Annotated in this window: 17 protein-coding genes; 6 read left to right on the forward strand and 11 right to left on the reverse strand. The window is 65.7% G+C overall.

Annotation, left to right across the window (positions count from 1 at the left end; genetic code table 11):
• Nucleotides 1-87: 87 nt before the first annotated feature.
• Nucleotides 88-450 carry a hypothetical protein gene (locus JQ573_RS12090; RefSeq protein WP_212310103.1) on the forward strand — a complete coding sequence of 121 codons (363 nt, stop codon included), beginning with the start codon at nt 88-90 and terminating at the stop codon, nt 448-450.
• Between the two features lie 38 nt (nt 451-488).
• Here JQ573_RS12090 and JQ573_RS12095 read toward each other — a convergent pair whose 3' ends face one another.
• From JQ573_RS12095 to JQ573_RS12105, 3 genes are all read right to left on the reverse strand, one after another.
• Entirely contained in the window at nt 489-1,364 is an 876-nt protein-coding gene (locus JQ573_RS12095; RefSeq protein WP_176530188.1) for an MlaD family protein, read from the reverse strand.
• A gap of 121 nt (nt 1,365-1,485) precedes the next feature.
• Nucleotides 1,486-2,256, reverse strand: a complete 771-nt coding sequence (locus tag JQ573_RS12100; protein ID WP_212310104.1) for an ABC transporter ATP-binding protein — start codon at nt 2,254-2,256, stop codon at nt 1,486-1,488.
• Between the two features lie 2 nt (nt 2,257-2,258).
• Nucleotides 2,259-3,392: an ABC transporter permease gene (locus JQ573_RS12105; protein ID WP_212310105.1), complete on the reverse strand. Its 1,134-nt coding sequence runs from the start codon at nt 3,390-3,392 to the stop codon at nt 2,259-2,261.
• 134 nt (nt 3,393-3,526) lie between these two features.
• On the opposite strand from JQ573_RS12105, the gene dgcA reads away from it, so the two are divergent.
• A complete protein-coding gene (dgcA, locus tag JQ573_RS12110) occupies nt 3,527-4,528 on the forward strand; it encodes an N-acetyl-D-Glu racemase DgcA (protein ID WP_212310106.1) in 1,002 nt (333 codons plus the stop codon).
• On the opposite strand, the gene JQ573_RS12115 is transcribed toward dgcA, so the two are convergent.
• Nucleotides 4,498-5,697 carry an MFS transporter gene (locus JQ573_RS12115; protein WP_212310107.1) on the reverse strand — a complete coding sequence of 400 codons (1,200 nt, stop codon included), beginning with the start codon at nt 5,695-5,697 and terminating at the stop codon, nt 4,498-4,500. The genes dgcA and JQ573_RS12115 overlap by 31 nt on opposite strands.
• 75 nt (nt 5,698-5,772) lie before the next feature.
• On the opposite strand from JQ573_RS12115, the gene JQ573_RS12120 reads away from it, so the two are divergent.
• Nucleotides 5,773-7,062 (forward strand): hypothetical protein, encoded by a 1,290-nt coding sequence (locus JQ573_RS12120; RefSeq protein ID WP_212310108.1) that lies wholly within the window; start codon nt 5,773-5,775, stop codon nt 7,060-7,062.
• A 138-nt stretch (nt 7,063-7,200) separates the two neighbouring features.
• Nucleotides 7,201-8,760, forward strand: a complete 1,560-nt coding sequence (locus JQ573_RS12125) for a caspase family protein (RefSeq protein WP_212310109.1) — start codon at nt 7,201-7,203, stop codon at nt 8,758-8,760.
• A gap of 74 nt (nt 8,761-8,834) precedes the next feature.
• Here JQ573_RS12125 and JQ573_RS12130 read toward each other — a convergent pair whose 3' ends face one another.
• From JQ573_RS12130 to thiD, 4 genes are all read right to left on the reverse strand, one after another.
• Nucleotides 8,835-9,824 carry a threonine/serine dehydratase gene (locus tag JQ573_RS12130; protein WP_212310110.1) on the reverse strand — a complete coding sequence of 330 codons (990 nt, stop codon included), beginning with the start codon at nt 9,822-9,824 and terminating at the stop codon, nt 8,835-8,837.
• A gap of 42 nt (nt 9,825-9,866) precedes the next feature.
• Nucleotides 9,867-10,958 (reverse strand): glycosyltransferase family 1 protein, encoded by a 1,092-nt coding sequence (locus tag JQ573_RS12135; protein ID WP_212310111.1) that lies wholly within the window; start codon nt 10,956-10,958, stop codon nt 9,867-9,869.
• Nucleotides 10,955-11,767 (reverse strand): UDP-2,3-diacylglucosamine diphosphatase, encoded by an 813-nt coding sequence (locus tag JQ573_RS12140; RefSeq protein WP_050403538.1) that lies wholly within the window; start codon nt 11,765-11,767, stop codon nt 10,955-10,957. Before JQ573_RS12140 ends, JQ573_RS12135 begins: the two co-directional genes overlap by 4 nt.
• 332 nt (nt 11,768-12,099) lie before the next feature.
• A complete protein-coding gene (gene thiD / locus JQ573_RS12145) occupies nt 12,100-12,897 on the reverse strand; it encodes a bifunctional hydroxymethylpyrimidine kinase/phosphomethylpyrimidine kinase (RefSeq protein WP_212310112.1) in 798 nt (265 codons plus the stop codon).
• A gap of 193 nt (nt 12,898-13,090) precedes the next feature.
• On the opposite strand from thiD, the gene JQ573_RS12150 reads away from it, so the two are divergent.
• Nucleotides 13,091-13,336 (forward strand): Lrp/AsnC ligand binding domain-containing protein, encoded by a 246-nt coding sequence (locus JQ573_RS12150; RefSeq protein WP_066501746.1) that lies wholly within the window; start codon nt 13,091-13,093, stop codon nt 13,334-13,336.
• 359 nt (nt 13,337-13,695) lie between these two features.
• Here the strand turns inward: JQ573_RS12150 and JQ573_RS12155 are convergent, their stop codons facing one another.
• Nucleotides 13,696-14,625, reverse strand: coding sequence for a cytochrome c (locus JQ573_RS12155; RefSeq protein ID WP_212310113.1), 930 nt, complete (start codon nt 14,623-14,625; stop codon nt 13,696-13,698).
• Between the two features lie 166 nt (nt 14,626-14,791).
• Here JQ573_RS12155 and JQ573_RS12160 point away from each other — a divergent pair, with 166 nt between their 5' ends.
• Complete coding sequence (locus JQ573_RS12160) at nt 14,792-15,214, forward strand: CHRD domain-containing protein (RefSeq protein WP_173637616.1); 423 nt, start codon at nt 14,792-14,794, stop codon at nt 15,212-15,214.
• 90 nt (nt 15,215-15,304) lie between these two features.
• Here the strand turns inward: JQ573_RS12160 and JQ573_RS12165 are convergent, their stop codons facing one another.
• Nucleotides 15,305-15,751: a cytochrome c gene (locus tag JQ573_RS12165; protein ID WP_212310114.1), complete on the reverse strand. Its 447-nt coding sequence runs from the start codon at nt 15,749-15,751 to the stop codon at nt 15,305-15,307.
• A 103-nt stretch (nt 15,752-15,854) separates the two neighbouring features.
• Entirely contained in the window at nt 15,855-18,164 is a 2,310-nt protein-coding gene (locus JQ573_RS12170) for a xanthine dehydrogenase family protein molybdopterin-binding subunit (protein ID WP_212310115.1), read from the reverse strand.
• Nucleotides 18,165-18,212: the final 48 nt, after the last annotated feature.

Here is an 18,212-nt window from a genome sequence, read left to right on the forward strand (position 1 = left end):
ACACGAGACGGAGGCAGCGATGCCTCCGTTTTGCTTTTGACCGACGCAAGACTAAGTTTTGCGGGAGAACGAGCGGGGAGGGTTCAGATGGTGCTCGCACGCTGGTGCCCCATCGTCGCGCTGACGATGCTCGGGACGATCGGGGTGGCCGCGATTGCGACGGCGGACCCGATCCAGCCGTCCAAAATCCGGACCATCAAAATACAGGAGCCGAACAAGCCGGCAGCCGACACGCCCCTCGTTCGAACGACGCCCGTCCGGCCGGCCGGCGGTGAGACTCGCGATGCGTCCGGTCGCGAATGGCCGGCGACGAACGGCGTCGTCGATGCGGCATCCGATCCCCACCGCGTGCGCAGCCTGACGATTCACTCCGAGCAGACGTATCCGGACGACCGCTATCGCCGCTTCGTTCCTGAAGCAGCCGAGCCATCTGGGGCAGCGCCCCAGTAGGACTCGACGATCGTCAGGACGAACGGAGGGCGCGTAGCCTATTGCTGCCGGCGCCGCGGCCCGGCCGGTGCTGCGGCCGGAGCCGGCGCGGGCTCGGGTGCGGCGTTGTTGCTGCCGCCGAAAATCACCCGGCTCGGGTTGCGGTCGAAATTGTTCACGGCGCGGCTGATGTCGGACAGCGTGCGGCGGCCGTCGTTGATCAGGAGATTGGACCGCTTGTCGACGTTGTCGGCGAGCTCGCGGATCGACTTCACCATCAGGTTCAGCTCGCTGCCATTGTTGCCGCCCGCGATCGCATTGAGGCCCAGCATCAGATTGTCGGCCTTGCCCATCACGCCGTCGACCTTGAGCATGACGTTGTCGATCTTCTCGGAATTGCGCGCCAAGGCCTGGGTGAAGACCTCGAGATTCTTCAGCGAATTCTTCACCGACTGCTGATTGTCGGCGACGATGCGGTTGACGTTTTGCAGGGTGGCGCGGATCGCCTCGGTGACGTCCTGCAGCGCATTCGGGTCGGCGGTCAGAACCGGGATGCCGTCCTCATCCAGCGGCACCGGCGGGGCGGCCTCCTCGCCGCCCTTCAGCGAGATCGCGGCGACGCCGGTCAGGCCCTGGAATTCGAGGCCGACCAGGGTGTCCTTGCGGAGCGGTGCGTTGTTCTCGATCATCGCCAGCGCGACCACGCGTCGCGGGTTGTCGAGCTTGACCGAGACCACCTCCCCTATCCGAATACCGTTAAAATTGACATTGCCGCCATTGCGCAGGCCCGACGCCGGCCCCTCGAAGATCACCCGCAAGGGGCTGCGCTGCTTGGTGGTGTGCAGGCTCTGGAACCACAGCACGAAGCCGAACGCCGCGGCGATTACCGCCAGCGTGAAAGCCCCGATCAAGACGTAGTTCGCCCGCGTTTCCATCAATTGCTCGCGTTCATTGCTCTTGGGCGCTCGCGCAGTCGGCCTGCGTTCGAGCCCGTCGAATTCCCTGTTGGCGCATGATCTCGACCGAAAACCGGCCTTTTCGTTTCGGGATCATGGGCTAGGCCACAACGGCTCGGGCGCGCTTGCCGTTGAAATATTGCTGCAGCCAAGGATGCTGCGATGCCTTCATGTCGGCGATCGATCCTGCAGCAATGATCTTACCGTTCCCTAAAACGGCGATACGGTCGCACGCGGTGTATAGACTGTCGAGATCGTGGGTTACCATGAAAACGGTCAGCCCCAAAGTGCGCTGCAGGGTGCGCACCAGCTCGTCGAAATCGCCGGCGCCGATCGGATCGAGGCCCGACGTCGGCTCGTCGAGAAACACCAGCTCGGGATCGAGCGCGAGTGCGCGTGCCAGCGCGACGCGCTTGATCATGCCGCCGGACAGTTCCGACGGATAGCGATCCGCGACTTCAGGCTTCAGCCCGACCATCACCAGCTTCGCCACCACGATCTCGTCGAGCAGCCGCTGCGAGACCCGCAGATATTCGCGCGCCGGAAACTGGATGTTCTGGCGCACCGTGAGCGAGGAGAACAGCGCGCCCTGCTGGAACAGGACGCCCCAGCGCCGCTCGACGGCGCGGCGCTGCGCCGAGCTCGCGGCATCGAGATCGACGCCGAATACTTCGATGCGGCCGGAGACCTTCGGCACGAGGCCGATGATGGTGCGCGTCAGCACCGATTTGCCGGCACCGGACGGGCCGACGAAGCCGAGAATCTCGCCGCGCTTGACGTCGAGATCGAGGCCGTCGAGCACACGCGTGGTGCCGAACTGGACCGTGATGTCGCGGACCCGGATGATGGCGTCGATGTCCTGCTCCGCCATGATCACATCCCGATCGAGGCGAAGAAGATCGCGAACACGCCGTCCATCACGATCACGAAGAAGATCCCTTTCACCACCGACGCGGTGGTGTGCTGTCCGAGCGACTCCGCCGAGCCCTGCACCGCAAGTCCCTCGACGCAGGCGACGATGCCGATCACCGCGGCCATGACCGGCGCCTTGACCATGCCGACGATGAAATGGTCGATCGATATGGCATCACGAAGGCGGAGCAGGAAGGCCTCCGGATCGACGCCGCCGTAGAGCCAGGCCACCAGGCCGCCGCCATAGAGCGCGGCCATCGCGCCGAGGAAGGCCAGGATCGGCAGCGCCAATACCAGCGCCAGCATGCGCGGCAGGATCAAGACCTCGATCGGATCGAAGCCCATGGTGCGCAGCGCGTCGATCTCCTCGCGCATCTTCATCGAGCCGAGCTCGGCGGTATAGGCTGAGCCGGAGCGGCCGGCGACCATGATCGCGACCAGCAGCACGCCGATCTCGCGCAGCACCAGCACGCCCAGCATGTCGACCACGAAGATGTCGGCGCCGAACCTGCGGAAATGGAAGATGCCCTGCTGCGAGATGATACAGCCGATCAGGAAGGTGATCAGCACCACGATCGGCACCGCACGCCAGCACACCTGCTCGAGGTGATGCACCGTCGAGGTCAGGCGGAAGCTGCGCGGATGGATCAGCACCTTGCCGGCGGCGGCCAGCACCGCGCCGAGCATGTCGACGAGGCCGATGATCGTGCCGCCGACCCCGGCCACGGTGCGGCCGATCTGCTCCAGCATGCCCGTGATCGACAGCCGGTCGCTGACGACCCTGGGCGCAGGACCCACGCGGCGCACCTCGTCGACCAGGCTGGAATAATTGGCGGAGAGGCCCGCGATCTCCGCTTCGGCGCTGGCGTCGCTGAGGCTGCGGCGCAGCCGCTCGATCAGCCACGCGCCGAACGTGTCGAGGCTCGCGACCTGCGACACGTCGATGAAGATGTGGGAACGGCTGCCGCGCAGTTTCTCAGCGTCGGAGACGATCCGCTCGAGCGCGGGAGCAAAGCGGGCTGTCCAGTTGCCCGCCGCGCACAACGCCAGTCCTTCGCCTTGGGCTATCCGCTCCAGTGTCGGGTCGCCGCTCACCTTTTGCCTACCCCTCAAGCCGGCTGGCCGTTGATCTCCGGCGGCTTGCCGGATCGGCTTGTCGAATCTGCCGCTAACCAGCCATAGTTGGCTGCGCGTCGCAAGCTACGGTTCAGGAAATAGTAGACTTTAAAATGACTTCCACCCCTCCCGGAGCTATTTCCCTGACCACGCGGATCGAGCGCTGGCCGATCGCCGGGACCTTCACGATCAGCCGTGGCGCCAAGACCGAGGCTGTCGTCGTGGTGGCCGAGGTGAGCCAGGGTGGCCTCACCGGCCGCGGCGAATGCGTGCCCTACCCGCGCTATGGCGAAACGCCCGAGGCGACGCTGCAGGCGATCCAGGCGATGCAGGAGCCGCTCGCCAATGGCATGGACCGCATCGCCTTGCAGGCCAGCATGCCCGCCGGCGCGGCCCGCAATGGGCTGGATTGTGCGCTGGCGGACCTTGAGGCCAAACGCGCCGGCAGGCGGATCTGGAACCTGCTCGGCCGTCCCGCGCCCGAACCGCGCACCACCGCCTATACGATCTCGCTCGGGACATCAGAGGCGATGGCGGAGGCCACCGCGAAGGCCGCGCATCGCGCGCTGCTCAAGATCAAGCTGGGCGGCGATGGTGACGTCGCGCGGATCGCCGCCGTGCGCAAGGCGGCGCCGGCATCCGAACTCATCGTCGATGCCAATGAAGCCTGGACCGAGGACAACCTCGCCGCCAACCTTGCGGCCTGCGCCGATGCCGGCGTCACGCTGATCGAGCAGCCGCTGCCGGCGGGCAAGGACGACGCGCTGATGCGGATCAAGCGCCCGGTTGCGGTCTGTGCCGACGAGAGCGTGCATGACCGCGCCTCTCTCGAGGGCCTGCGCGGCCGCTATGACGCCGTCAACATCAAGCTCGACAAGACCGGCGGGCTGACCGAAGCGCTCGCGATGGCGGACGCCGCCCGCGCGCTCGGATTCGAGATCATGATCGGCTGCATGGTCGCGACCTCGCTCGCGATGGCGCCGGCGATGCTGATCGCGCAAGCCGCACACTTCGTCGATCTCGACGGCCCACTGCTGCTGGCCAAGGATCGCGACAACGGGCTGCGCTACGAGGGCAGCCTGGTCTATCCGCCCGACGCCGCACTCTGGGGATGATGGGTTAGCCGCTTGCGTGCCAGCCACATCACGAACCCGCCCGTCGCTGCCATCGCGGCCATCATGTCGTAAACGCCGAGCCCGAAGCGCGCATAGACCATGCCGCTGACGATTGCCGTGGTGCTCGCGACAATGCCGCCGCAGGCAGTGAGATAGCCCTGCGCGCGCGCCATCACGTGAACCGGCACGTGATGCACCATCAGCCCCATGATGCCGACCTGGGTCAGGCCGAAGCTCAGCCCGTGTCCGAGCTGGACCGCGGCCAGTACGGCAAGCGGCGGATCCTGCGCGGTGATCGCCCAGCGCGCCGCGGCGCTGGCGGCCGCGATCATCACCAGGACGGCCGATGGCAGCGTGAAGCGCGGCGAGGCCGCAAACAGCACGATCTCGGCGATCACACCGAGCACCCAGAGGGCCGCGATCGTCAGGCCGCTGAAGCCGGCCTGCTGCCAGGCAATCGATGCGAAGATGTAATAGGCGCCGTGGCTGCCCTGGATCAGCGCCGAGGACACGATGATGGCGAGGAAGGTCGGATTGCGCAGCAGCCGCGGCGCGCCGGCCGCCGGCGCGGCTGCGGCCGCTGGGCGGCCGAGCGGCCGCAGCGTCAGCCCGACCAGCGCGCCGAGCACGGTCACGGCCGTGATGATCCAGATCAGATCGACCTCGGCGACATAGCGGAGCAAGAACCCGCTGATCAGTGCGCAGACCGCGAAGGCGGCCGAGCCCCAGAGCCGCAGCGGTCCGTAGCTCAGGCCGAATTGCCTGACGCTGCGCAGCGCGTAGGCGTCGGTGAGCGGCACCATCGGCGTCCAGACGCAGCAGGTCAGCGCATAGACCGCGAGCAACACAAACGGCTGGTGCTGGGTACCGATCACGGCAAAGCCCACCGCGGTGGCGAATCCCGTGGCGATCATCGCACCGCGCAGCATCTGGCGGCGCTCCGCGGCCGCGGTGACCAGCGGCAGGACGGTGAAGCGCGTCACCGGCGGCACCGCCGTGATGAGGCCGATCCAGGTGGCATCGATCCCGATCGCCTTCAGCCACACCGTGAAAAATGGCAGGTGGACCCCGGTCATCCCGAACGTCGTGGCGTAGAATGCCGCGAGGCTGCGCGCGAATCGCCGCGGCGCAACTTTTGCTGCGATGGGGATTTGTGATTCGGAAGACATCAATTCAATTGCGATTCGCGCGATATCGTGGTGATCGTTAGCGTAACGCGCAGTGATTTGCGCGGAGAGATTGTGATGGCCGAAGAAGCATTCGCCCTGTCGCCGATTTCCGCCCGCGCGGCCCTGCCGAGCGAGGAGGACTATGCTGCGATCAGCGCGGCCTTCATGGAGACCTCGCGGGGCCGCTGGTTCCTTGGCGAATACGCCAAGCGCAACCGCAATGCCGATACCCGCATGGTGCTCGATGCCGTGGCGCGGATCGAGGACAGCCTCAGCGCGCAGCGGCAAGCCGCCGCAGCGGCCATCAGGGACGAGCAGCTGGCGCAGGCGCTGGGCGCCCTGCGCGGCGCGATCGAGGCCGCCCAGGCCTCCGCCATCGCGGCGCTCGACGGCATCAGCTTCGAACCAAACCTCGCGCCGGTGCGCAAGGGCGTGCGGGTGATTCGGGAAATCTCCTGGCGGCTGCGCGAGATCGGCAATGACGGCCGGATCTGCGACATCATCGATTCGCAGGCCAGCGCGATCGAGGCCGGTGCAACCCAGGTTTCGATGGACGACGCCAAGGCCGTGCTGGATGCCGCCTTCGCGGCGCTGGCCCGCCGGCTCAGCGAATTCGATCCGGACAAGGCGCAAACGCCTGCGGCCGAGCCGGATGTGGCCGAAGCACCGGTTGCGGAACCGCCCGCTGCTGCCCCCTCGCCGCAACCGGTGGCCGAAAGCGCTGCCGCCGAGAGCGCTGCGCCCGATGCCACCATGGCCGCCACGCCGTCGGTGCCGCCTCAGGAGGCCGTTGCAACGCCGAGCACTGAGGGTGGCACGGCCGCGACGCCGGAGCCGAGCGAAGCGTGGCTCAAGGCGGAGGCCGCGCTGGCCGAAGCCGAAGCCGCAGAGCTCGCCCGCGTCACCGAGGCCGCCGCTGACGCCCAGGACGAAGCGGTGCTCGACCTCATCGCGATGGAGATGGGCGCCCCCGATCCGATCGACGAAGAAGCGATCGCCGAAGAGATGCACCTTGCCGAGGAGATGCGCGTCGCCGAGGCGATGGCTGACGAGCCCGAGATGGTTGCACCGGCCATTCAGCCCGAGCCCGCACCGGCGCCCGAGCCGAAGGTCGAGGTCAAGGTCGAGCCGCCACCGATTGCTGCAGCACCGATTGCTGCAGCACCGGTTGTCGTGGCTCCGGCAGCCGTGCCGCGGCCTCTCCCGCCCGCCGTCGAGGCTGCCGCAGCTCCCGCATCGGAAGTGTCACTCGGCTCGACCATCATCGCGAGCGGCCTCCTGAAAAAGCCGAGCGTCGCGGCCAACGATCCTCTCGCGCCGATCCGCCGCATGAGCCAGGTCGAGAGAATAGCGTTCTTCTCGTAGACGCGACGTGTGCGCGCTGCGCACTCACCTCCCATTGACCACCCGCGCAGCGTGACCCAGCTCACGTACGGCGGACGCGTCCGCGCCTAGCTTCGCCGCGACCGGTCCAGCACCGGGACCAGCTTTTGGGAGCGCGCGATGGTCCGCCTGACATCCATCATGATATCGGCCGCATTGCTCGGCCTGTTGAGCCTCGGTGTATCGGGCACAGCATCTGCCGAGACCGGCGGCATCACCGTCGGCAATGCCACGCAGGCGCCGGCGCAACCGATCGATCAAGCCGCTTCGCCGACGACGCCTGCTGTGGCAACGCCGGGCGCGCTACGCGGCCCCGAGCAGCGCGTCGCGCTCGTGATCGGCAATGCGAACTACGAGAATGCGCCAAAGCTCGCCAATCCCGGCAACGACGCGCAATCGATGGCCGAGCTGTTGAACGCTGCCGGCTTCGAGGTGATCGCCGCGACCGACCTCAGGCAAGGCGACATGGTGAAGGTGTTGCAGGATTTCTCCGACAAGGTCGCGGCGCGCGGCCCCGGCACAGTCGCGATGATCTACTACGCCGGCCACGGCGTGCAGCTCGCCGGCGAGAACTATCTGATTCCGATCGATGCCAGGATCGCAACGCCGTCCGACCTCGACGGCAATGCGGTGCGCCTCGTCGACGTGATGGGCACGCTCGAGAACATCCCGAGCCGGATGCGCATCGTGGTGCTCGATGCCTGCCGCAACAACCCGTTTCCCAACGTCAACGACGCCGGCCGCGGCCTTGCCGTCGTCGACGCCCCGAGCGGCTCGATCGTCGGCTATTCGACCGCGCCCGGCATGGAAGCGCAGGATGGCAGCAATGGCCACAGCCCATACACCAACGCCTTCCTGCGCCTGGCCCGCGAGCCCAACCTGCCGATCGAGCAGCTGTTCAAGCGCATTCGCCTCGACGTCAACTCTACGACCGACGGCCGGCAGACGCCGTGGGAAAGCTCGTCGCTGACCTCCGATTTCTATTTCTTCGGCGACACCGCGGTCGCGTCGGCGCGTGCACCGGCGAATGGCCCGGTCGTGCAGATGGCATCGAACCTGCCGAACCGGTCGGTGCGCCAGGCCTATGACTTCGTGCTGTCGGAGGGGCGGCCGGAATACTATGAGGAATTCATCCGGCTCTATCCGCGCGATCCGCTCTGCGATCGCATTCGCTTCCTGCTGACGAACTGGCTGCAGGTCGCGGCCTGGCACAAGGCGGTGCTTGCCAACACGCCGTTCGCCTACAAGACCTTCCACGACAATTTCGGCAACAGCCCCTACGCGCAGTCGGCGTTGAAGCTGCAGGCGCAGCCGAAAGCAATTCCGCTGATGCAGTTCACACGGCTGTCAAACCGTCCGGCCTTCCGGCCGGTCAATGCCGGCGCGCAAGGCTCGGTCGGCAAGATCGTGACCATGCCCGCGTCAGGAGCGAAGCCGGTCGGCATGCCGAGCTTAATCGGCAAGGGCAAGGTTGCGAGCCTTCCTGGAGCCAACGCCGGCAACACCACATCGAACCGGATCATGAAGGATAACAGCGGGCAGCACTTTCGCGCCGAGCGGCAGAGCATGCAAGTCAACCGGACGGGATCGGGTGGTAGCCATACAGCGTTCCACCCAAGTCCGTCCGGCTCACATCTCGGCGGAATGGGCGGCAGCCACCGTGGCGGCTTCAGGCACTGATCCGACGCGCTCCACAACGAAACGGGGGCAGAGCGACGACCGTCCTGCCCCTGTTTCGTTTCAAGATGCTGGTCTCAGGCGACGAGCTTCGCAAACAGGTCGGCATCGACATTGCCGCCCGAGAGCACGATGACGACATTCTTGCCCTTGGCGTCGATCCGTCCCGCCAGCAGCGCCGCGAGCCCGACCGCGCCGCCGGGCTCGACCACGAGCTTCAGCTCGCGATAGGCGAAGGCGACGGCAGCACCGACCTCGTCGTCGGAGACGCTGACGCCATTCGCGAGCAGCTTGCTGTTGATGGCAAACGTGAGCTCGCCCGGCATCATCGCCATCAGTGCATCGCAGATGGTGCGCGCCGCGACCGGATGCGCCTCGCGATGGCCGACCTTGAGCGACAAAGCGTGATCGTCATAGCCCGCGGGCTCGGCGACGATCACCTGGGCCTGCGGATACTTCGCCTTCACGGCGGTGGCGACACCTGCGATCAACCCGCCGCCCGAAGCCGGCGCGACCACGATGTCGGGCACAAGCCCGAGCGCGGCCATGTCCTCGGCGATCTCGCGGCCCGCAGTACCCTGGCCTGCGATCACGAAGGGATCGTCATAGGGGCGCACCAATGTCGCACCACGCTTGCTGGCGATGCCATTGGCGATCGCCTCGCGGTCGTCGCGATCGCGATCGTACAGCACGACCTCGGCGCCGTAGGACTTGGTCCGCTCACGCTTGGTGATCGGCGAGTCCGCAGGCATCACGATGGTCGCCTGCATGTTGAGGATCTTTGCCGCCGCGGCGACGCCCTGGGCGTGGTTGCCCGAGGAGAACGCGACGACGCCCCCGCTCCGCTTGTCCTGCGGAATCGAGGCGAGCTTGTTGAAGGCGCCGCGGAACTTGAACGATCCGGTCCGTTGCAGCATCTCGGGCTTGAGGAAGACCTGGGTGCCGACGCGTTCGTTGAGAACGGGGAAAGTCAGGAGCGGCGTGCGCACCGCGAACGGCGCGACCACCCTTGCAGCGGCATCGATGTCCGCGGCAGCGACGAGTGGATTGAGAGTGATGTCCGTCATCCACGATTTGTATCGCGGCGGCGGGTAACCCGGCAAGACGCTTTAGCGTGAGTTTGGCTGAGGCGCCGGCAGGGCGGCGAAATGGTGCTCTTCGGCGCCGAATTCGAGCGCCTCGCCCTCGCCGTCGGGCGCCGCGGGGCGGACGTTCATGCAGCGGTCGATGAACACCCGGGCCGACGCCTGCCAGGTGTGGAGCGCGGCGAAATCGACGCAGGCCTGCCGCGGGATGCTGAGCGCCTCCAGACAGGCGTGGCGCAGATCCTCGTCGAGCACGCCGACCGGCGCCGCGCCGATCACGTCGCGGGGACCGGTGACCGGAAAAGCGGCAACCGGCAGGCCGCTGGCCAGCGCTTCAAGCAGCACCAAACCGAACGTATCGGTGCGGCTGGGGAAAACGAACACATCGGCCGCGGCATAGATTTCGGCCAATTCTTCCCCATGGCGGGCACCGAGGAAGAGGGCTTCCGGATATTTCCGCTCCAGCGCCGCCCGCGCCGGGCCGTCGCCGACCACGACCTTGGTGCCGGGCAGATCGAGATCGAGGAACGCCTCGAGGTTCTTCTCCACCGCCACCCGGCCGACGCTGAGATAGACCGGCTGCGGCAGGCAGAGATCGACATCGCGCGGGTGGAACAGCGCGGTATCGACGCCGCGCGACCACAGCACCACGTTGCGGAAGCCGCGCTGGCGCAGTTCGGCGGCCAGCGCCGGGGTCGCGGCCATCACTGCCCGGCTCGGCCTGTGGAACCAGCGCAGCGCACGCCACACCCAGGCCTCCGGGACCGGCGTGCGTGCCGAGACGTATTCGGGAAAGCGGGTGTGGAAGCTCGTCGTGAACGGCAGGCCGTGCTTGCGGCAATAGCGGCGAACCGACAGCCCGATCGGGCCTTCGGTCGCGATATGGATGCTGTCGGGCCTGGCAGCCTCGATCAGGCTTGCGACCTTGGCCTGATAGGGCAGCGCCAGCCGGAGATCGCGATAGCTCGGCATCGCGAAGGTGCGGAACTCGTCCGGCGTCAGGAAGCTCACCTCGACGCCGAGCGATTTCGCCGCCTCTGCCATCATGGTCAGCGTGCGGACAACCCCGTTGACCTGGGGATGCCACGCATCGGTCGCGACCAGGATATGCGTCATGCAGCGCGTGCCGTCACTCGCGGAACTGGCGCGATCCGGCGCACCGGGTCGGTCCAGGTGATGATCTCGAAATGGCCGTCCTCGTGCTCGGCGAGCGCCGTGCAGCTCTCCACCCAGTCGCCGCAATTCATGTAGCGGATGCCGTGCTCGTCATGGATCGTCGCGTAGTGGATGTGGCCGCAGATCACGCCGTCACAGCCATGACGCCGCGCCTCGCCGGCCAGCGTCGCCTCGAACGCGCCGATATAGTTCACGGCCTTCTTGACCTTCAGCTTGGCCCATTGCGACAGCGACCAGTAGGGAACGCCGAACATCTTGCGGAAGAAGTTGACGAAGCGATTCATCTGGATCGCGAAGTCGTAGGCCTTGTCGCCGAGATGGGCGAGCCAGCGCGCGTTCTGCACCACGAGATCGAAGATGTCGCCGTGGATCACGAGGTAGCGCTTGCCGTCGGCGCCGGTGTGAACGGTGTTCTCCACCACGTCGATGCCGCCGAAATGCGTGCCATAATATTTGCGCAGGAACTCGTCGTGGTTGCCTGGGACGTAGATCACCTTGGCGCCCTTGCGGGCCTTGCGCAGCATCTTCTGCACGAAATCGTTGTGGGTCTGCGGCCAGTACCAGTTCGACTTCAGCGCCCAGCCGTCGACAATATCACCAACGAGGTAGATCGTGTCGGCATCGTGGGAGCGGAGGAAGTCCAACAGGCGGTCGGCTTGCGAACCGCGGGCTCCGAGATGTACATCGGAGATAAACAAAGTGCGAAAGCGCCGCTCGGGGCTTTCTTCACTCAAGGAGTCACTTCCCATGCCTGTGCACCTAACAGATTCCTGTGACAAGGCGATGACGATCCCCGCGACCCAAGGCCTCACTAACAGTTAACGAGAATCAGCAGCACGCCCCTCCAGTGCGGATAACAGCGGCGTACGACAATCTGGCGACATAGATGGACGCGGCTGTGCGGAACAGGCGTTGTGTTGCCTGCATATCGCGGGGGGAACAATGCGCATTCAAAGAGGCGATGGATGCGTAGCCCGGATGAAGCGCAGCGTAATGCGGGGTCTTGCGTCCGCGGATGATCTGTTCCCGGATCTCGCTGCGCTTCATCCGGGCTACAAACTTCAGCCGGGCTACAAGAGCGTCAGTAATATTTGTGGAAGTGGTGCACCGGCCCGTGGCCGTGGCCGACGGCGAAGCGATCGGCGGCGGCGATCGCATCCGTGATCCAGGCCTTGCCGTTGCGCACGGCGGTCTCCATCGCCTCGCCTTTCGCCAGTCCGGCGGCGATCGCCGATGACAGCGAGCAGCCAGTGCCGTGCGTGTTGGCGGTTGCGATGCGCGGCGCCGCGAGCGCGATGCTTTGCTCGCCATCGATCAGATAGTCGATGCTCTCCGCGCCGTGCCCATGGCCGCCCTTGACCAGCACCGCGCGACATCCCATCGCCAGCAATTGCCTGCCCTGTCGCTCGACGTCGGCCTCGTTCGAGGCGACCGGCTCGTTCAGCAGCGCCGCCGCTTCCGGCAGGTTCGGCGTGATCAGCGAGGCCAGCGGAAACAGCATGGTCTTCAGCGCATCGACCGCCTCGGCCGCCAGCAGCCGATCGCCCGAGGTTGCGACCATCACCGGATCCAGCACGACATGCCGCGGCGCCCAGCGCTTCAGCCCGTCGGCAATCGCCGCGATGGTCTCGACCTGCGCCACCATGCCGATCTTGACCGCGCCGATTTCGAGGTCGGAGAACACCGCATCGATCTGCGCCGTGACGAACGAAGCGGGCACCGGATGGATGCCGCTGACCCCCGTGGTGTTCTGCGCCGTCAACGCCGTGATCGCGGAGGCGCCGTACACCCCGAACGCGGCAAAGCTCTTGAGGTCGGCCTGGATGCCCGCCCCGCCCGAGGAATCCGAACCGGCAATAGTGAGCGCAACCGGCGTCATTGCGCGGTACCGGCGGTTGGGACGAATGAGATCATGACGAACAAGATCATGGCCTGTCCTAGCCCGGCCGCCCATCGGCAGCAAGTTCGCCTGACTTACCCGCGAGTTGGCCTTGTTGCCCCGTTGCCTTGCCCCCTTGCCTTGGCCGCCCGTTTTTGGCCTATAGTCACGGAAATCCCCGGAGACGACTTTGATGGTTCCTTTCTTCGTCCAGATCAAATGCAAGCTCGGCCAGTCCTACACCGTCGCCAATGCGCTGGCGGAAGCCGAGATTGCGTCCGAGATCTATTCCACCGCGGGCAATTACGATCTGCTGGTCAAGTTCTACGTCGACCACGACACCGACATCGGCCATTTCATCAACGAGAAGGTTCAGGTGATCCCGGGCATCCAGGACACCCTCACCATCATCACCTTCAAGGCGTTCGGCACGAAGTAGGACGGCCCAACACAAGCGTGCTGTAAACTCCTCAACCTGAGAGGATGTGAGGCTATATCCTCGTCCACCGCTGTCATCGCCCGGCTGTGCGCAATTGCGCACATGGACCGGGCGATCCAGTACACCGCAGCCTCTCGGCTCTAGCACTGCGCTCTCTGGAATACTGGATCACCCGCATGCGCGGGTGATGACACCGAGCAAGCTGAGCAATCACCCGTCATCCCCGCGCAAAGGTTTCGCCTTTGTCGCTGGAGGAGCCCGCATGGCGGGCGTCTCGAAGGATGCAGGCCATAGACCTGGGCCTCATGGTTCGAGACGCACGCTCCATGCTCCTCACCATGAGGAGCCGAGGCGCAGGACTACGACTCCTTCTCCTTCTTCACCGGCTTCGGCGGTCCCTCGACCGGCGGCAGCGACTTGATGTATTCGGCGATCGCGTCGCGATCGGTCGGCGAGAGCTGCGAGGTGTTGCGGATCACGCGCACCATCGATCCGCCGGCGCTGTCGCCGTCCGGCGTCTGTCCGCTCTCGAGGAAATAGGCGATATCCTTCGCGCTCCAGTCGGCGATCCCCCGCGGCGTGATGTTGGGCACCCAGCCTTCGCCTTCGGGATTCGGGCCACCGGCGAAGCGCTGCGAAGTGATGATGCCGCCGAGCAAATTGCGCGGGCTGTGACACTCGGCGCAATGGCCGAAGCTGTTGACGAGATAGGCGCCGCGATACCAATGCGCCGAGCGGCTCGCATCCGCGACGAACGGCTTGCCGTCCATGAACAGGAATTTCCAGACACCGACATTGCGCCGGATGTTGAAGGGAAACGGCAGATCGTGGTCGCGCACCTTGCCGGCGACCGGCGGCAAGGTCCTCAGATAGGCGAACAGGTCGCGCACGTCATTGAGCCTGGCGTGCTGATAGGATGTGTAGGGAAACGCCGGAAAATAGTGCGTCCCCGACGGCGAGGTGCCCTTCATGACCGCGGTGACGAAATCAGCCTCGCTCCAGCGGCCGATGCCGTCGTTCGGGTCGGGCGAGATGTTCGGCGCATAGAAGGTACCGAACGGCGACGGTATCGCGAGGCCGCCGCCGAGCCTGGTGCGATCGTCCTGCTTCGGCACCGCATGGCAGGAGGAACATCCTCCCGCATTGAACGTTGTGAGCCCGTTGGCCAGATTGGGCTGGTAGGCGGGCAGCGCGCTCGCGGCAACGGTCGCGGGGATCGTCAGCCACCAGAACACACCGAAGCCGATCAAGCCGGCCAAAGCGGCCAGGAGGAGAATTCGTCGCAACATTCACCGATCCGTCATTGGTCGCGTCAGTTCATCAACCAGTATGATGGCAACCGATCGCACAAGCTCGCATCAAATTTGCCGCACTCACGATCATTTTGGGAATAAATCCGGAGAGCCGCGGTTTGAAGATTTGCAACCATCGTGTGACGTCAAAGGGGAGAGAACCATGCCAAACAAGACCTTGCTTGCCACACTAACATTGGGCGCCGCAATCGCGCTCGCCGGTCCGGCCTTTGCCGAGAAGCTGCAGGCCAAATTGGACGGCAAGTCCGAAGTGCCTGCGACCACCAGCGCCGGCACCGGCACCGCCGACATCGACTACGACGCGGCCACCAAGAAGCTCAGCTGGAAGCTGACCTATTCCGGCCTCTCGGGCCCGGCGACCGCAGCGCATTTCCACGGCCCCGCCGAGGCCGGCAAGAATTCCGGTGTCGCGGTTGCCATCCCGAACGCGACGTCGAGCCCGGTCGAGGGCAGCGCGACGTTGACCGACGCGCAGGCCGCCGATCTTCTCGCCGGCAAGTACTATGTCAACGTCCACACCGCAGCCAACCCGGGCGGTGAGATCCGCGGCCAAGTGACGAAGTAGACCTCACGAAGTAAACTTCAACAAGAAACGGCCGACACAACAAAGGGCGGATGCTTCACGGCATCCGCCCTTTGATCGACCGAATGGCGATCAGCCCTTCTTGAGGCGATAGGTCTCGTGGCAGCCGCCGCACTGCTTGCCGATCACGGTCAGCTCGGCCTTCAGCGTGTCGACATCCTTGATCTTGCCCTTGGCGTCAGCGACGGATTTGGCAAAGCTCGCGATGTGCTGCTCGAAGCCGGCCTTGTCTTCCCAGATCTTGGGCCCGGCGGAGTAATCGCCTTCCGTCTTGAGGCCCTTGCTGCTTTCAGGGAACAGCGTCGGCAGCTTCGTGGCGGTGTCCTCGAACTTCGCCAGCGCGGCCTCGACCGTTGCCTGGTCGTAGGGCTTCTCGCCCTTGATGATGGCGCCGAGCGCACCGGCGTTCTTGCCGGTTTCCTTCATCTGGGCCTGGGTCTGCTTGACCTGATTCTGGTCGGCCACGACCGCACCCGCACTCAACGCAAGCATCGCTGCAACGACGACAATCCGCTTCATCGGCAAAACCCCTCAATCCTGCTCTGTCCCGGTCCGCAGGTACGCGGCCGGCCTGGTTTGCAAACACCGCAGGCGGAATCTTCATTCCGCCTGCGACAATTTATCAGAGATTATGGCGGCGCTGCGCCTCGCGGATCGCGATCCAGACCCGCTCCGGCGTGGCCGGCATGTCGATATGGTCGATCCCGAACTCGCGATGCAGCCCCTCGACGATCGCGTTGACGACCGCCGGGCACGAGCCGATCGCGCCGGCCTCGCCTGCGCCCTTGACGCCAAGCGGGTTGGTCGTGCACGGCACGTTGTGGGTCTCGAACACGAAGGACGGCCCGTCGGCGGCGCGCGGCATCGCATAGTCCATGAAGGTGCCGGTGACGAGCTGACCGTCGGTTGGGCTGTAGACCGCCTGCTCCATCAGCGCCTGCCCGATGCCCTGCATCGCGCCGCCATGAACCTGGCCTGCGAGCATCAGCGGATTGAGCGTGACGCCGAAATCGTCGACGATGACGTAGCTGACGATCTTGATGATGCCGGTGGCGGGATCGATCTCGACCTCGGCGAGATGCGTGCCGTTCGGATAGGTGCCGTCGGCGCTGGCGAAGGTCGCGCTCGAGTTCATCTTCGACGTATCGCCGCCGGGACGCTTGGCGAGATCGGCAAAGCTGACCGAGCGGTCGGTGCCGGCGATGCGGATGCGGCCGTCGGCGATTTCGAGGTCGCCGGCGCCGGCCTCCAGCGCCTGCGCCGCAAGCTCCTTCAGCTTGTTGCCGAGCTCGTGCGTCGCCCGCTGCACGCTGACGCCACCGGACGGAATCGATGCCGAACCGCCGGTGCCGAGGCCGGTCGCGATCTTGTCGGTGTCGCCCTGCAGGACATGGACGCGCTCCGGCGGTACGCCGAACTGCTCGGCGACGATCTGCGCATAGGCGGTCTGGTGGCCCTGCCCGCTCGACTGCGTGCCGATCAGGATCGAGATGTCGCCGTTGGGATCGAGCGCCACATTGGCGGTCTCCTCGCCCATGGTGCCGCAGACCTCGACATAGCTCGCCATGCCGATGCCCCGCACCAGGCCGTCCTTCTTGGCGGCCTTGGCGCGCTTCGGAAACTCCTTCCAGTTGGCGATCTCCATCGCGCGCTTCATATGCGCGACGAAGTCGCCGGAGTCGTAGACCTTGCCGGTTGCGGTCGTGTAGGGCAGCGACTTCGGCGGAATGAAATTCTTCCGCCGGATGGCATCCGGCGTCATGCCGAGCTTTCGCGCAGCAGCATCGACCAGCCGCTCGATCACGTAGGCGGCCTCCGGGCGGCCGGCGCCGCGATAGGCATCGACCGGCACCGTGTTGGTGAACACGGTGCGGACGCGGCAGTGGAAGGCCTTGATGTCATAGAGACCCGGCAGCATGCCGGCGCCGCCATGCGGAATGTAGGGCGCGAACGTCGAGAGATAGGCACCCATGTCACCCATCAGATCGACATCCATGCCGAGGAATTTGCCGTCCTCGGCGAGCGCCATCTTCGCGGTGGTGAGGTTGTCGCGGCCCTGCGCGTCGCCCATGAAATGGTCGGAGCGCTCGGCGGTCCATTTGACGGACTTCTTGAGCTTGCGCGCCGCGACCGAGATCAGCGCATATTCGCGATAAGGAAACAGCTTGGTGCCGAAGCCGCCGCCGACATCCGGGCAGATCACCCGCATGTTCTCCTTCGGCATCTTCAGGATCATGTCGCAGAGGATCTCGCGCAGACGGTGGCTGCCCTGGCTGCCGATCGTCAGCGTCAGGTGATCCTTCCTGGCGTCGTATTCGGCGACCGCGGCGCGGGTCTCCATGAAATTGGTGATGACGCGCGGATTGACGATGGTGATCTCGGCCACCGCATGCGCCTTGGCGAACGCGGCCTCGGCGGCGCCCTTGTCGCCGATCGAGACGTCGAACAGCAGATTGCCGGGCTTGTCCGGCCACACCTGCGGCGCGCCCTTCTTCACCGCATTGATCAGGCCGGCCACCGCCGGCAGTGGCGTCCACTTGACGTCGATCGCCTCGATCGCGTCGCGGGCGTGATCGACGGTATCGGCGACCACGAAGGCGATCGCGTCGCCGACATGGCGTACCTCATCCTTGGCGAGGATCGGATAAGGCGGTGCGGTGAACGGATCGGTTTCGAGATTGAACAGGCACGGCAGGCCGCCGAGCTCGGCGACATCGGCCGCGGTCAGAATCAGCGCCACGCCGGGCATGCCGCGGGCCTTGCCAGCATCGATCGTGTAGGTCGCGTGCGCATGCGGCGAGCGCAGCATCAGCGCGTGCAATGCGGGAGACGGGGCGACGTCGTCGGTATAGCGGCCCTTGCCGCGAATCAGAGCGTCATCCTCCTTGCGCCGCACACTTTGTCCGACGCCGAACTTGATGGGAGCTGCCATCGTCTCTCCAATTTCCTTGGTTGTTTGCGCGCATATTGGCGTGGTTGT

Origin of the sequence: Bradyrhizobium sp. AUGA SZCCT0105 (genome assembly GCF_018129565.1) — a bacterium.
In the GTDB taxonomy this organism is placed as follows: domain Bacteria; phylum Pseudomonadota; class Alphaproteobacteria; order Rhizobiales; family Xanthobacteraceae; genus Bradyrhizobium.